The 15,034-nt window shown below is 68.9% G+C and carries 10 protein-coding genes; all 10 read right to left on the bottom strand.

Features of this window, described 5'->3' with window-relative positions; all coding sequences use genetic code 11:
* Positions 1–30 precede the first annotated feature (30 nt).
* The gene (ypfJ, locus tag AOQ37_RS37730; RefSeq protein WP_062651680.1) at positions 31–918 is read right to left on the bottom strand and encodes a KPN_02809 family neutral zinc metallopeptidase; all 888 of its coding nucleotides are present in this window, start codon (positions 916–918) and stop codon (positions 31–33) included.
* Positions 919–1,498: 580 nt separating this feature from the next.
* The gene (locus tag AOQ37_RS41700; protein WP_107085404.1) at positions 1,499–2,173 is read right to left on the bottom strand and encodes a helicase associated domain-containing protein; all 675 of its coding nucleotides are present in this window, start codon (positions 2,171–2,173) and stop codon (positions 1,499–1,501) included.
* 229 nt (positions 2,174–2,402) lie between these two features.
* Positions 2,403–3,380, bottom strand: a complete 978-nt coding sequence (locus AOQ37_RS41695) for a hypothetical protein (protein ID WP_062651676.1) — start codon at positions 3,378–3,380, stop codon at positions 2,403–2,405.
* Positions 3,377–3,607 carry a hypothetical protein gene (locus tag AOQ37_RS37710; RefSeq protein WP_062651675.1) on the bottom strand — a complete coding sequence of 77 codons (231 nt, stop codon included), beginning with the start codon at positions 3,605–3,607 and terminating at the stop codon, positions 3,377–3,379. The genes AOQ37_RS41695 and AOQ37_RS37710 overlap by 4 nt, the downstream gene beginning before the upstream one ends.
* A gap of 46 nt (positions 3,608–3,653) precedes the next feature.
* On the bottom strand, positions 3,654–6,896 hold the full coding sequence (locus AOQ37_RS41930; protein WP_078890582.1) for a helicase associated domain-containing protein: 3,243 nt from the start codon (positions 6,894–6,896) through the stop codon (positions 3,654–3,656).
* An 87-nt stretch (positions 6,897–6,983) separates the two neighbouring features.
* Positions 6,984–8,018 carry a TniB family NTP-binding protein gene (locus AOQ37_RS37700; RefSeq protein ID WP_062651673.1) on the bottom strand — a complete coding sequence of 345 codons (1,035 nt, stop codon included), beginning with the start codon at positions 8,016–8,018 and terminating at the stop codon, positions 6,984–6,986.
* Positions 8,012–10,267 carry a TnsB C-terminal domain-containing protein gene (locus AOQ37_RS37695; protein ID WP_062651671.1) on the bottom strand — a complete coding sequence of 752 codons (2,256 nt, stop codon included), beginning with the start codon at positions 10,265–10,267 and terminating at the stop codon, positions 8,012–8,014. Before AOQ37_RS37695 ends, AOQ37_RS37700 begins: the two co-directional genes overlap by 7 nt.
* Positions 10,264–11,112 (bottom strand): TnsA-like heteromeric transposase endonuclease subunit, encoded by an 849-nt coding sequence (locus AOQ37_RS37690; RefSeq protein ID WP_234437149.1) that lies wholly within the window; start codon positions 11,110–11,112, stop codon positions 10,264–10,266. The genes AOQ37_RS37695 and AOQ37_RS37690 overlap by 4 nt, the downstream gene beginning before the upstream one ends.
* A 529-nt stretch (positions 11,113–11,641) precedes the next feature.
* Positions 11,642–14,038 carry a DEAD/DEAH box helicase gene (locus AOQ37_RS37685; RefSeq protein WP_062651667.1) on the bottom strand — a complete coding sequence of 799 codons (2,397 nt, stop codon included), beginning with the start codon at positions 14,036–14,038 and terminating at the stop codon, positions 11,642–11,644.
* On the bottom strand, positions 14,035–14,424 hold the full coding sequence (locus tag AOQ37_RS37680) for an ankyrin repeat domain-containing protein (RefSeq protein WP_234437148.1): 390 nt from the start codon (positions 14,422–14,424) through the stop codon (positions 14,035–14,037). The genes AOQ37_RS37685 and AOQ37_RS37680 overlap by 4 nt, the downstream gene beginning before the upstream one ends.
* Positions 14,425–15,034: the final 610 nt, after the last annotated feature.

The following is a 15,034-nucleotide window of genomic DNA, read 5'->3' as shown; positions in this document are numbered from 1 at the left end:
CGGCCGGGCGTCGTGCCGCGGTTGTCGTGGTCAGCTGAACGTGTTGCAGCTGGCGACGCGGCCGGAGCGGTAGCCGGTGGAGAACCATTGCTGGCGCTGGCTCGCGGAGCCGTGAGTCCAGGCGTCGGGTGTGACCTTGCCCTGGTAGCGCTGCTGAATACGGTCGTCTCCGACGGCGGCGGCCGCGTCCAGCCCGCGATCGATGTCGTCCCTGGTCAAGTCGGTGATCAGTGGCTTACCGCTCTTGGGGTCGGGGGTGGTGGTGGCGTGGTGGGCCCACACCCCGGCGTAGCAGTCCGCCTGCAACTCGAGTTTCACCGAGCCGCTGTTCTGGCCCTTACCGCTGCCGCGGGAGATCGTTCCGCTGAGGTCCTGGAAGTGGTGGCCGTATTCGTGCGCGATCACGTAGGCCTCGGCGAACGGGCCGCCCTTGGCGCCGAACTCGCTGCTCAGGTCGTTGAAGAAGCCGAGGTCGAGATAGACCTTGTCATCGGCTGAGCAGTAGAAGGGGCCGACGTCGGAAGTCGCGTTCCCGCAGCCGGTGTTCACACTGCCGGTGAACAGGAACGTCGGGGCCTGCTGGTAGGGATTGCCGGCGGCTGTCTCCGTCTGTTTCCAGAATGCCTGCACGCTGTTGACCACGGCGACGATCCGGCACTCCTCCTTGTGGTTGGCGTCGGCACCGGTCCGGCAGTCCGCCGCGAGGTCCGCGGCTGATGTGCGGGACGAGGACGTGTCGCTGCTGCCCGAGCCGAACATGCCGGGGTCGACACCGAAGAACACGGACGCGACCAGCACCACGAGCCCGACCAGTCCTCCGCCGATGGTCTTCCCGCCGCCCGGGATCCCGCCCAGCGCACCTCCCCGCCCGTCCGTGACCTCGGACGTGTCCAGAGCAGCATCGTCGTCGAATTGCATACGTTGGCCCTCCCTCAAGCAGCGCGCCGGATCGCCCCGTGTCGTCCCGCTCGCCTACCCCGTACGAGGACATCCCCTCCCGCCTGTTCTTCGTGCACACCCGCCAGGTTCCTGAGGGCGCGATTCGCGAGGAGGATGACGGACAGCTGGCCGACGGACAAGATGCGCGCATCCTCGCCCTCAAGGGCGCCTTCGTCCCATTGCGGGAAGCCGCATGGGCTTCCGGCCGCGGCGTCCAGGACGTTCCACCGTCTGCTCCGCATGCGAGCCGCTATCCCCTGCCGCTGGCCGCCCTGCACGCCACCCCGACGCCCGGGCACCATCGTCAGGCGCGATGTGGGCGCGACCCCGAAGGGTCCGAGCTCACCGACGTGCAGCTACCCGACGGCATGTACGTCGCGGGACTCACGGACCGCCACGTGGCCAACGCACACCCGTGGAGGACCCGCCACACGACGGGCCCTCCACGCGGTCACTGACCTGGACCTGCCGACAGCACGAAACCCCGGATGATCACGACCCGGGGCTTCACAGTGCACTTCTCTTGACCGCCAGGCTCAACGACCGGCCGCGGCCAGCGTCACGCCCACTCCAGTCCGAGGCCAGCCAGCGCCGCGAGCTTGTCGGCGGTCAGCTTGGTCCGGCGGCTCTTGCTGTTGCTGAGGAACACCCCGAGCTTGACCTCCGTCCCGTCCGGCAACGCCTCTACGTGGGCCCTGGGGACCTTCACAGAGCCCGTGCGTGCCTTGTACTGGGCCAGGGCCGCGATGCCCCGCTCGAAGGCTCCAGAGGCTGCCCTTGGGGCCTTGGTGGGTGCTTCCCGCTCTGGCGGCAGGGGTACGACACCGGTGGCTTCCAGGCGCTTGCGCTGCCCGTTGTGAAGGGCCTGCCAGACCTGGGGCTCACGCTGCCGGGCCAACCATTTCCCGATGTCCATGCCGTGGACGGTGACACCCGGCGCCACGTCAGCCCGCCCCTCTTCGTCGCGCACCAGCTCTCGCAGCGCGGCGTAGTGGCGCTGCCAGTCCGCCGGCCACGCCGGATTCCAGTCCTCGTCGATCTTCCTGAGCGCCGTCTCCCACTCCGGGTGACCTTCCAGCGCACCGGCGCGGCGCAGGTTGCTCAGCCACTGACCCAATGGCCTGTCCAGGGCCACGGCGGACCTCGGAGCACAGAGGGTCCAGTGGTCCGCGTAGTACGCCCTCGCGGCTTCGAGGTTCTCCTGGAATCGCTCATCGGCCAGGGACCAGACCATGCCCAACTGCTCGAGTCGCCTCGCGCGTGTCGGCGCCCAGTTTTTTTGAGTGGTTGCTGTGGCTGTGAGCTGGGGGTTTGCAGTTCTTCTGGGTGTTGTTCGCGATGCCTGGGGGTGTTCGGAGTGTGGGGCTGGGCGGGGTGGTGTCTGCCTGATCTGCGTGTATGTCGTCTGTGCAGGCTGGCCGGGTGTTGTGCAGTTCGAGTGGGCTGCTACTTGGCGGGCGGTGTCAGGTGGTGTCGGGGTTGGTGAGTTCGGCGTGGGTGAGGGTGACGCGGGTGGCTTTGCCGGCTTTGCTGGCGGTGGTGGTGGGCGGCGCGACGCGGACGTGGATGAAGTAGACGCGGACGCCGGCAAGTTCGGTGTAGGGGGGCCAGGCGCCGGGGGTGCCGTCGGTGGGCAGTTCGAGGAGCCTGTCGCTGATGTTGTAGATGACGAGGTAGGCGGTGTGCTGGCCGTAGTCGTGGGCGTATTTGACGACCTGGTGCAGCCCTTTGGCGAGGTAGCCCTTGCCGCGGCTGCTTCCGTCGAAGATCTTGCCGTCGCAGACGAGGGGCTCGCGGCCGTCGAGGTCGCCGATGAGGTCGGCTTCGCCGGAGGCTGAGCGGGGCTTGGCTTGGGTGATGTGGTCGCCCTCGAGGAAGAGGAAACGCTGTAGGTCGAGGTTGTAGACCTCTTCGCCGTTGGTGGTGTTGGCGGTGAAGCGCGCGTACAGCTCCTCGCGGTCGAACCACTCGATGCGGGTCCGGTAGCGCTCGAGGGTGTGCAGGATGCTGCTCTCGGCACCGACGCGTTCGCTGAGGAAGTCGAACAGGGGCTGCAGGATGTCCTCGGCGAACTCTCGCCAGCTGTCCTGATGGCGTTTTTGCAAGCTGTAACCGATTGCGGTCCGCAGCCCGACATCGGGATTGCTCGCTTCCTTGGAAGCGATGTCCTGCATCAGTTCCCAGACGAGGGTGGCTCGTCCTTGCTCGGTTCGGCTGGGCCAGATGAACCGGCCGCTGCGGGTCAGCCCGGTGCGGAACCGCTCCCGGTCGACGCCTGGCTCTGCCCGGGACGCCTCTTCGAGGAGGCATTTGAGGGCGGGTTGGCTGTTGATCCAGGTGACGGCGAGGTGGATTTCGTGCCCGGCGCTGGAGTAGGGCGCGGTCATGAGTTTGCGCAGGCGTTCGCGTACGGCGACCTGTAGGCGCTGCTGGTACTTCACCCGAAGAGCCCTTTCAGAGCTTGTGCGATCTGCTGCTGGACGATGTCGCCTGCGTTCTGCGCGCTGCCGGTCTCGTCGACGAGCCAGACGTGGGTGTAGCAGCAGGGGCAGGTCACGGCGGTCTGGGCTACGACCTCTGAGTACCGGACCCACATCAGGTAGCCGCAGGCGGGGCAGGCCGTCTCGAGGTCCGCGCTCAGGAACTGTGTCGCGAGGGATTCGCCCATGGCGGGATTGTTCCGTATGGGTCTGACAGTGGTGGTGTTGTCGGTTCTATACGGGGTGGATGCCCACCGCGGAGAGAAGCTTCTGCTGGGTGGGGTGGAGGGTGTTCCAGTGGGTGCGTTGCCGCTCGGTCCATCGCTGGAGCGCGGAGGAGTAGGGCTGGCCGGTGTGGTGGTGCAACTTCGCTTGCTGGTAGGTGCGTTGCCAGATACTGGGCCAGGGCGGGTTCCACCAGGGGTCGAGGTTCTCAAGGACTCGGGTGGTGGTGGGGGAGAGGTGGCCTTGTTGGGCTTTGCGGCGTGTCTGTACGAGCCAGCGGCCGAGGGGGAAGCCGTCGTGGTGGGTGTCCGCGCTGGGGGAGAGGTGGCCGTGGGCCTGGGCGTATGCGCGTGCGTGGGTGAGTCCGGGACTGGGCGGGTAGACCCGGCGGGTTCTGCGTCGCTGATCGGTGGCGTCCGCGGTCCCGGGCGCGATTCCCATGTCGGTCAGGAGTTGTTGCTGTTGGGGGCGTAGCCGGGTCCAGGTGACGTGTTGTGCTCTGATCCAGGTTTGTACGTCGGCCGGGACACCGACGGGGCGGGTTTGTGTGATGCGGGCGCGTGTGTAGGCGCGTTGCCAGGCCAGCTCCCAGGGCGGGTTCCACCATGGGTCGATCGTGGTGAGGGCGTGGTGGCGGGCGCTGGGGGTGGTCTCGCGTCGGGCTTGTTGGCGTTGGTCGTTGAGCCAGCGGCCGAGGGGGAAGCCGTCGTGGACGGTGGAGTAGGCCACGGCCAGGGTGTGGTGGGCCGCGGCATAGGCGCGGGCGCGCGCGAGCGCGGTTTCGGCGTAGGGGTTGAGGGGTCGGGTGCGGGCGGCTTCGGGGGTGAGGCCGATGCTGGCGAGGAGGCGCTGCTGGTCGGGGTGCAGCTGTTCGTAGTGGTTGCGTTGTGCGCGTAGCCAGGTGCGCTGGGCGGGGGCGAAGCTGCGGAAGTGGTGGTCGGTGTCGAGCTGGTGGCCAGCTTTGATCTGATCGTGGATGTGCTGCCAGGAGCGCTGCCAGGCCAGGCTCCAGGGCGGGCACCACCCAGGATCGACTGCGGTCAGGGCTTTGGTCTGGGCGGATGGTGGCGTGCCGCGGTGGGCGTGGTCGCGGGCGTGCTGGCGTTGCCGGCGCAGCCATCGTCCGAGCTGGAAGCCGTCGTGGACGGTGCCGGTCGCGGCGGCGAGGGTGCCGTGGGTCGCATGGTAGGAGCGTGCGTAGCCCAGGGCGGTGGCGAAGTCTGCCTCGTTTTCGGCGGGCCGGGCGGTGGTGCCGCGGGCCCGGTCCGCGGTAATTCCGATGCGGGCGAGGAGGTCCTGCTGGTCGGGTTGGAGGGTGTCGTACTGGGCGCACTGGGTGGTCAGCCAGGCGGCGAGCGTGCTGCTGGTATCAGGGAATCCGGCTGCGGCCTCCAGAACGTGGCCTGCTTGGACGTGGCGGTGTGCCTGGTGCCAGGAGCGTTGCCATTCCAGGGTCCAGGGCGGATTCCACCAGGGGTCGATCGCGGACAGGGCCTGCGCCCGGGGCGAGGGAACTGAGTGGCGCTGTTGGTAGGCGCGGTCCTTGTGGCGCTGGCCAGACAGCCACTGCCCCAGCTTCAGCCCGTCCTGGACGGTATCGGTGGTCGCAGCCACCAGATTGCCGTGAACGTCTGCGAAAGCGCGGGCGCAGACGAGGGCACGCTGGAAGTGGGTGGCCAGGTTCTTGCGGCGGGGCCGGGCCGCCTGTACGGCTTCACGGGTGAGGCCGATGCCGGCCAGGAGGCGCTGTTGGCCGGGATGCAGGTCGTCGTAACCGGTGCACTGGTTGTACAGCCATTCGCCCAGGCCGAAGCCGGTGGTGGGGAAACCGCGTTCGGGCCGCAGACCTCCCCGGGCACGGCCGTGGTCGCGGGCTTCGTAGTAGAAGCGCTGCCACATCACCGTCCACGGCGGCCGCCACCACGGATCCAGCGCCTCGAGTTCCGCGACGTGTTCGGGAGGCATCGCAGCGAATCTCCGTTGATTCTTCAGCCACATGCCCAGCGCAAAACCGTTGAACCGGCTGTGGATAGGGGCGGCGAGGTGGCCGTGGACGGCGGCGTAGGCCCGGGCGTGGGCCAGGCCGTTGGTGAAGGCCTGGTCGGAGGTGTTGCGAAGTCCTAGGCGCCGCGGTGTGCCTTGCGCCGCCTCCTGGCTCTTGTCGGCGGCGTTGCGGTAGGCGGTGAGCTCGCGGGCGATGGGCCGGGGCCGGTGTGCCATGTGCAGCGTCCACAGACGGTTAGCGGCGGCCGCGTCAGTGTGGGCCCGCACGCAGTGCTGCGCCCACAGCAGCAGCGGGCCGGCCGAGGTGGAGGCGATTCGTTCGCCCAGCCACGGCCGCTTCGTGGCCCGTGCCAACTGGGCGACCAGAGCAGGAGTATGAGCGAGTGTGTGCGGCAGATGGCGGCCGGTGTCGGCGAGCAGCTGCCGTCGGGTGGGTTCGCGGGTGAGGACCGAGGCGAGGGCGACCGTCTCGGGGTAGATGACCGCGTCCCGCACCAGCAGCCGCCACCAGCCCGGATCAGCCCCCGGCAGAGCGGTCTGGCGTTCCCGGCGGGGCCACTGCTCCTCCTCGGGCCACTGCTGCGCCCACCAGGAGACGACCACTGCATGGGCGACCTCGAACGCGCGGGCAGCGTCCGGAGTGCGGCGCAGCAGTTCCAGGTGCCGACGGTGCGCCGCGAGCAACTCCGGCAGCTCCGCCAGATCGATCTGCTCGGTGCCGGCCGGCGCGCCGTCGACCCAGTGGGTTCCGAGCATCCAGCGCCGGTGGCGCGGGCAGATACGGGTGTGCGGTTTCAGGTACACCCGGGCGGGCTTGGCCCGTCCGGTGCGCGCGGCCGTGCACAGCCGGCAGCCTTCCCCCGCGGCCGGCACCACCACCCCGAAGCGGAACCGCCCGGCCACACCCGCCCCCTGCGACGAGACGGATTCGTGGGCGGCCCAGGCGGGCAGAGCCTGCTGCAGGCTTTCCTCGGGCACCCGGCAGAACGCGGAGATACGGGCCCGCCCTGCGGCGTTGAGATACACCTCGCCGTCCGTGCGGTAGCCCTTGAACAGGCCTCCGCCGAGCTGGAGGAGTGCCGGGACGAGGTCTCTGACGCCGAGCCGGTAGCGGTCGGCCAGCCGGTCCAGGTACGACAGGTTCGTCTCGCCTCGCAGCGGCGCGAGCCGGATCGGCCCCGGCCGCGCTGCTCCTGTGCGCGGCGGCCGCGGCTGAGATTGCGGCTGTGTCGCGGGGGAGTGGTGCATGTGAGGAGAGACCGATCTCGGTCGAGCCCGGACGATCAGCCGGGCTGTGACGTGGGCGGGTTCCGCTGCCGGGGCGGGGGCCGCAGGTCAGCCGTGGCGCGGGGCAGGTGCCCGGTGGCGGTGTGGTGCCCGGGCCCGCTGTTCGGCGGCGGTGTCGAGTTCGATCTGCTCGAGCAGTTTCTTGGTGATCTTCTCGGTGCCGTCCAGCAGTGACACCAGGGCGGCTTCGCGGATGAGGTGGGAGAGGCTGCCCATGCGGCCGCCGGTGCGGGCGTGGAGGTAGGCGGCGTGTGTGAGCAGGGTGCCGGGCCGGTGGTGGCGCAGTCGCAGGGCGCTGTCCATGCCGTGCAGGAGGTCGTGCCAGATCTGTTTGTCGGCGCCGCTGCCGTAGCGCAGCGGCTGGTTGCGCACGATTTTGAAGCGGCCGGCGAGCTGGGAGCCGCGTACCCCGGTCAGCAGCGGCGAGGATTCGACGTCGATGCCGGAGTAGACGAAGGTCGCGGGAATCCGCTCGCCGAGGTACTTCAGCTGGTCGGAGGTCTCGGCACCGGCGCGGCTGCGGGTGTCCATCAGGTGCACGTCGTCGACCAGGACCAGCTGGGTGCCCATCTCGCACAGCAGCCCGCACACGGCGTTGGTGATCTGGATCTGATTCATCCGCTCCAGCGTCGGCAGGCCGAGGAAGCGGGCGAACTCACTGATGAGCATCTTCGGGGTGGAGGACGGCGGCACCGTGATGAACAGGACCGGCAGACGCCCGTCCTGCCCTGGATGGCGGCGCCGGTCGGCGAGTTCGACGGTGCGCCCGAGCTGCTGCATCGCGGTCGTCTTCCCGGTGGTCGCCGGCCCGGAGATGATCAGGCCGCGCCGGGCTCCGCCCTGCTGGCCGCGGTTGAGCAGCAGCAGACGGCGCACTGCCGTGGAGATGGCGTCCATCGCCGGGGTCTTCAGCACCACGAACCGCGCGTGGTAGTCCTCCCGCTGCTCCAGCGTCCACTCCCGGTCGTGGGCGTCCAGCGCCGGGGCGGGTGCTGTGTCGACGAACTGCTGCCATCCGTCCCACGTGGTCAGCGGACTGAAAACGCTGTGCTGCGCGGTGGCGGGCTGCGCCGTCGTCACCATGCCTGGGCCTCCTGGTACGGGTCGTAGATGCGCATGCCGCCCGCCCCGGCGGCATCCAGCGTCTGCTCAGCGGCCTGGGCCCGGGCCGATTCGGCCGTCGGCCCGGATGATGCTTCGGCCTCATCCACGTGGCCTGCCACGGCGTCCTGGCCGTCGGCGAGGCCGGCAAGAGGGTAGTCCTCTCCGTCCGGGTCGTCCTCGAGGTCGTCCAGGCCGTCGTCGGCGTCCCAGCCTCCGGGATCCTGAAGCGGGACGGTGAAGGAACCGGGCAGCCCGAACGAAGCCCCCGGCGCCAGAGGCGCAGGCCACTGCTGCGGGATGGCGGCGGGGGAGGGATCGGTCATCTGCGCAGCAGCCCGGGCACGGGCGGCTACCGTCCGCTCTCGTCTGCTGCCCAGCCCCTGGCTCGCACGGCGCAGCAGGGCATCCAGCGCCCGGGCGATCGCCGCCTCGTGCTCTTCACGGCCATGCCGGCGCTGGACGGTGCGCCGGACATGGTCGAAGGTGAACGCGGTGAACGGGCGCCTGATCGCCGCCGCGTGGACCCACGGCACTTCCAGCCATCCCTCGGGCAGGCGTACCCACACCCGGTTCGGGTCATAGGGGTTGTGGTGGACCTCCCACCGTCCGTTCTTGTCCGCCCGCGCCGAACGGCGCCGCCGGTGCGGGTTCAGGCCGGGATGGTCGTAGGTGCGGTAGCCGAAACGGATGCCGTAGTCGTTGACCGCCTGCCACCGAAGAGGCAGCAACTCGACGTAGTCGTCCGCGGACAACGGCACCGGCACATACCCCGTCACCGCCACCAAAGCTGCCCACATCTCATTCGGCGACAGAGCCACCTGCGGCATCATCGGGTGCCGCAACGCCTCGTGCCGGCGCTCCTGCCACCCGCAGATAACCCACTCGTCCAGCAGCTCCTGAAGCTGCGCCAGACTCCAGCACGCATCCTGCTCCGCAGCCGCGCCCCGCTGAGAGACGTCCGAACCGGTGTGGCCCGGCAGGTACTGGCTGAACCCGTCCGCGATCGCACGGAAGGTCCGTTCCACGTTTCCCTTCGCCGGGCCGTTCGCCGGCGGCACCGGCTGCACCGAGATCCCCAGGCTCTCGCACGCCGAGACGAACGACGCCGACACATACACCCGGCCCTGGTCCACCACCACCGTCTCCGGCATGATCACCGGCCGGGCGGCAGCCTGCTCGAGCCGCGCGTCCAACGCCACCAGCCGCTCATACGGGATGACCGACCGCCGCATCGACAGCGCCGCGTCCCAGCCCGGCCGCATCGCCGCCGGCACCACCATCTGCGCCAGCAGTATCGCCGCGTCCACCGACCGCGTGCCCACCGGACGCAGCACCGCCGCGCAGATACTGCGCGTCGCCACGTCCAGCGCGATGCTCAGCTCAACACGGCCGCTCACACCGTCATCCAGCACCGCCATCACATCCAGCGGCGTGCTGTCCAGCATCACCACCTCCCCAGGCCGCAGCGCCACCGTCGGCGTGAACGGAGGCGCCGGCCGCGACGCATGCCACCGCCGCTGCGCCGCAGTCCCCAAGAGCCCCTGCCCGTCGGCCACCGCGTGCACCAGCCGGTTGAACGTCGACACCGGCGGTAGTGCCACCACCCCCACCCCGTACTCCTCCTCCAACAGCCACCCCACCTGACGGCGCAGCCGCACCAGCGTGCCCGTCGACCGCTCCCGCTGCCCCTCCAGCACCCGCCTGATCGCCGCGACCACCCGCTCATCGGCCCGCCCCACCGCCGACCGCTCCCTCACCACCCGCCCGTCCACCAACCCCCACAAGCCCTCGCGGCGGTAGCGCGCCCGCATCCGGCGCACCGTCGCCGCACCCGCCGCCCAGCCCGCCGCCGTCAACTCCTCGGCCTTCGCCCCCTCCCGCTGCGCCAGACTCCGCGTCGCCGGATCGAACTGCTCACGCGGACAACCCCGCCCGACCGCATCCGGGAAGCCCGTCTCCACCTCCCGCACATGCCGCTGCCACGCCAGCGCCCGCTCCCGCACCTCCGCCGGCAACGACTCCCACAGCCCGAACGGCGCCACCTTTCCCGGCGCGCGCCCGCCTTCCACTGCGAACGACGGGTCGGCGCACAGGTAGGGCAGCAACACGACCGCCGAGGCCCCCTCACCACTCACCAGCGTGACCCGGGCTCCTTCCAGCACGACCACCGTCCACATCCGCCCGTCGAAGCGAACCCGCGCCCCGACCTCGACAACCGCCTGCGTCACGCCGCCTCGTCCTCCTGCCGGGCGACCCAGACGACGGCGCGCTCATGCAGCGGCTCGTCCAGCCGCACCCGCAGCACACCCCTCCACAACGCGTGAAAAAGCGCAGGCCACACGGCGATCGGGTCACCCAACTCCCGCACCACGTCCACCGCCGCCCGCGGACTGCCGAACGCCGCCACCAGAGCGGGCATCCACGGCCCCACGGCGCACCGGGGATGCCGGTAACCGGCCAGCCACCGCACATTGGCCACCAGCACCGGATCCGGCGGCTCCGCGAGCCGGTAGGACCAGCCCGCTGCCTCGGCGGCAGCCGCCACAACCCGTGCCCGCGCCGCCAGCCGGACAGAGGGCCCGCTGCGTCCGGCACAGTCGAGCAACAGGCCCCCGCCGTCCTGAAGCCTGGCCATCAGCTGCGGTGCATGACCGACGACCCTGCCTCCTTCTTCAGGCCACACCAGTTCCACCGGCCGGCAGGCCAGCGCCACCACCGCCGGATCCCGGTCCAGCAGCATGAGCGCGGTCCGCATGACACCGGACCCGTACGCCACCAGCCGCCCGGTCGTCGACGACCACCACCAGCCCGGAGCCACACGCCGCCCGGGCCGGACCGGGAAAGGGCGTACCGCAGGACTCTCCTCGAAGACGACGTCCTGCGCAGCCTCAAGCCACGGGACCTGACGCGAGCACCCCCAAGGGTCTCGAAAACGCACATCGATCAGACCGGCATCTACAGCCGCACCATCTTCGCGTCGCACAGCACCACCCGTACTGTGCCGCTCGACGATGCGGCACCCGCCCCCGAGCACCACGGACGATGCGGCCTCCTGGCCGCTGTCGATGATCACGCACTCCACACAACGCCATGCCTGACCTGCCGCGCAGGAGAACCGGCCGGTAACCGCAACATCGGTGCAACCACCCAGACGTTGGGCCGCGCGCGGCCCCAGGATGCCGCGACCGGGCACCGGCGTCAGTGCAGAGTCCCGCACTTTCACGTTCCCCTTGCAGGCCGTGGTGTCAGTCCTCGCCCTTACCCAGGGCAAACACCGCGGCCAAGACGGGAGCACTGGGCCACCTCCTCAAGCGCCACCCCGGAGCCGACGCCTGCGGCGGCGGGGTGCAGCACGGCCCGGTCGATCAGCTCGGCACTCTGACTGAGGTGCTCCGCAGAATGCGGGCCACCTTGTCGGGGCCGCTGTGTACACCGCGCAGCGCAGCTCCACCAACTGTTTGCGCGTAGTGTCGCCGCCGCCTGCTGCTCTGGCCATCGTGGCAGGTGCTGTTCCCGCTTCAGCCGCCACGGATATCAGGTGCGGCGGACAGCTCTTCCTCCGATGCCATAACCCCGCACCTTTAACCAGAAACTTCCCCCACTCAGCAACCTTGGCGCGTCCAGTCCAATCCCAGCGCGGCGAGCGCGGCGAGTTTGTCGCCGGTGAGCTTGGCACGCCTGCTCTTGGTATTGCTGAGAAACACACCAAGCCGGACCTCGGTGCCGTCCTCCAGCCGTTCTACGTGCCCCCTAGGCACCGTCAGGTGCCCTTCCCGGGCCTTGTACTGCGCCAGGCCCGCAACGCCGCGCTCGAAGGCGCTCACGGGCGCCGTGGACGGCTTCGCGGAGGGTGTCTCCGGCTGCGGGGCGGGCGGTGTGATGCCGAGCTGTTCCAGGCGTTCGCACTGCCCGTCCGACAAAGCCTCCCAGACCTCCGGCTTCCGTTGCCGGGCCAGCCACTTCCCGATGTCCATTCCGTGCACGGTGAGGCCGGGGAAGACGTCGGCCTGCCCCTCTTCGTCGCGCACGAGCTCACGCAGCGCGGCGTAGTGCCGCTGCCACTCCGCCGGCCATGCCGGGTTCCAGTCCTCGTCCACGGCTTCCAACGCTGTCTTCCACTCGGGATGTCCGTCGAGGGCACCCGGCCGCCGCAGATTCGAAAGCCATTGCCCCACCGGCCGGTCCAGCATCGTCGCAGGCCGGGGCGCACACAGCGTCCAGTGCTGCTCGTAGTAAGCCCTGGCAGCTTCGAGGTTCTCCTGGAACCGCTCATCCGCGAGGCTCCACACCATGCCGAGCTTCTCCAGCCGCTGGGCACGCAGACCGGTCATCTGCCCCGCCCCGTAAGCCCTTCGTTGCTCTGCGACCCATGCCCCAAGGGGATAGGGGCCGGGCGGCTCCTTGTGACCGTAGGGCACTCGGGCGTTCCCGACCCGCTCGACGTACGCCTTCAGTTTCGCCCAGCCGCGGGCCCAGTCCTGGCGTTCGGTGTCGATCACGTTGAAGCTAACCCAGTCCGCGACCATCACGGGATCCCTGGGGGCAGCAAAACGGAGCAGCAGCCGTGATTCCTCCTCACCCTCCTCCGGGGCCACACCAATATCCACGGAAGGCTGCGCAACATCTTTCTGCGGCTCCTGAGGAATGGCCAGCAACTCGACGGCCTCTTCGTCATGAGCCCGTAGCCCAGCCAAAACCTTTACAAGCGGCCGATACGACCCCGAAGTGAACATGTCTTCCGGTGTTTCTCCGGGCTGAAGAAACACCGGCACGATCAAAGAGGCGAGTTTGCCTTCCCCAGGCTTTTGGCGGAGTGCCCGGCCGATTGCCTGGACGATGTCGTGCGGGGCGCCCTTCGGGTCCAGCAGGGCAACGCTGTCCACGCTTCTGATGTCGACCCCCTCGCCCAGGACACGACAGTTGGACAGCACGGCCCGCTGCGCGGTGGACCCGAAGGAACCAAGAACATCCCGCCGACGCTCAGGAACGTGCTCGCCACACAGCCAGTCCGCCCAGACCCTCGGCGGGTACGTTCCCGGCTGGTCCGCATGCAGCTTGGCCGCAACGCCTTCGAGGCCCTCCGCGTACGCCTGCGCCTCTATCGTCCGGTGGTGGAAGGTGATGCATGTCGACAGATCATGCTGCGCCATCGCGTGCAGCAGCGCCGCCTGAAGCGCCCCGAGCCGCTGCCCCCGCACCTCCTCGCTGCGCCGCTCCTCACCCATCAGCCGCTCCGGCGTGACGAGGGGGTCCTGGAGCTCGAGAACGATGATCTGATACCGGGCCAGCAGGCCCCGGGAGACGGCAGATGCCAAGCTGAGCTTGTACAGGACGGGCCCGAACACGGCCTCGTCGTCCATGGAAGCCGCCATCTCCCGCGGCAGCGGGTCACGTACTCCCTCGGCGACCTCACGGTTGAGCCGCTCTTCCCAGATCCGCGGTGTAGCGGTCAGGTACAGCCGACGGTAGGCAGGGATCACAGTCTGGTTGTGTACGTCGGCCCATGCCTTACCCATCGAGCCGGAAGTCCTGTGAGCCTCATCAACCACCGCGAGGTCTACGGGATCAAGCTTCTGGCCGTAGACGCCCTCGAAAGCCTCCGCCAGGACACCCAAGCTGGCGTACGTCGCGTACATGGTGACCGGCCCCTGGCCGTGCCACAGCGCCAACTGCACCGGGTTCGTCGTGGAGCGCACCTTCAGATTCCACAGCTCCGGATCGTCCTGGAGCGAACACACCGCAACCGCCGGCCCCCGATGCCCGGCGTCATGCCACGCCTGCACCGTCTGCGAGAGAAGGTCCAGCGTCGGCACCAGCACCAGCACCCGCCCGCGCGGCACGATCCGCCGCACCGCGGCGGCAGCCATGAGGGTCTTCCCGGTCCCGCACGCGGCATGAACCTGCCCCCGCACACCATCCGCGGGAATCCCACCCCGGGGAGCATCCAAGCCCCGCACGATGGCATCCACAGCCTCGACCTGATGGGCACGCAGTTTCACGACCGCCCCCCTTCCCCCTCAGCCTCCAGCCCCGCGCCGGACGACAGGAACCGCTCCAGCAGGCGCCGCGCCGGCTCATGGTCGTAGCGGTGCGCGACCTGCAAAGGAGTCTCGCCGGCTGCTGTGCGCAGCCGCGGATCAGCGCCGTAGGCCAACAGGATTGCTGTAGCAGTCGTGTTCAGCGGATGACCCGACTGAAGGTGGCTGTCTCCTTCAAGCTCTATGGCATGAGTGAGAAGCGTAAAACCGAAACACATCTCGTTCGGGTCAGCCCCAGCATCCAGCAGCGCGGTGAGCGTCTCCCACTCGCTCATCTCCACAGCCTGATGCACAGGCGTCCATCTCTCGACTTCATTGATCGCCATCATCATGAAATCTCGATCCACGATCTTCTCCCGCCCTACGATCGGCTGCCTCCTCTTGCGAGGAGTTCACTGCGTGATGGATAGCTGAGAATCAGCTAGGGAGCCATGGCGCAGCGTCTCCAAACTCTACACAGTGGGATACTGTGATGCAGCATCCCACAAACTATCCTTCGAACGGAACCGATGACCCGTCGTCAGTTCACCTCCCCACCGTTGGCCGAGGATCTGGAGCTGGGTGACTTCATAGACTGCAAAGACGACGGATCTTTCGGGGCGGAGCGCAGCAGAGCCCGGCTAACGCGGTAGAAATTGACGTTACGTCAGATCTATGGCCAGCTCCGGGGCAGTGAGTCAGGATGCCAGACCTTACACAGCTCACAACCTGATGCACCCTCATCCCTTGCTGCCCGGCGAAGCCGGTAGGGCGGGAGCGCAGCGGACGCCCACAGTTCCCGCTTGCGGGAACTGTATTCTTTTCCGCGTGGAGCGAAGCGGAACGCAGCAATTCCCGCTTGCGGGAATTAGTTAAAAGCGCGCAGCGCTTTTACGGAAATCCGCTTGCGGATTTCATGAATTCGCGAAGCGAATTCCAATATGCCCCGGCTTGCCGGGGCATATCCCGCTCCGCGGG

Source organism: Streptomyces maremycinicus, from assembly GCF_001184025.1.
In the GTDB taxonomy this organism is placed as follows: domain Bacteria; phylum Actinomycetota; class Actinomycetes; order Streptomycetales; family Streptomycetaceae; genus Streptomyces; species Streptomyces maremycinicus.
This window is presented reverse-complemented; position numbering and strand designations above follow the sequence as displayed.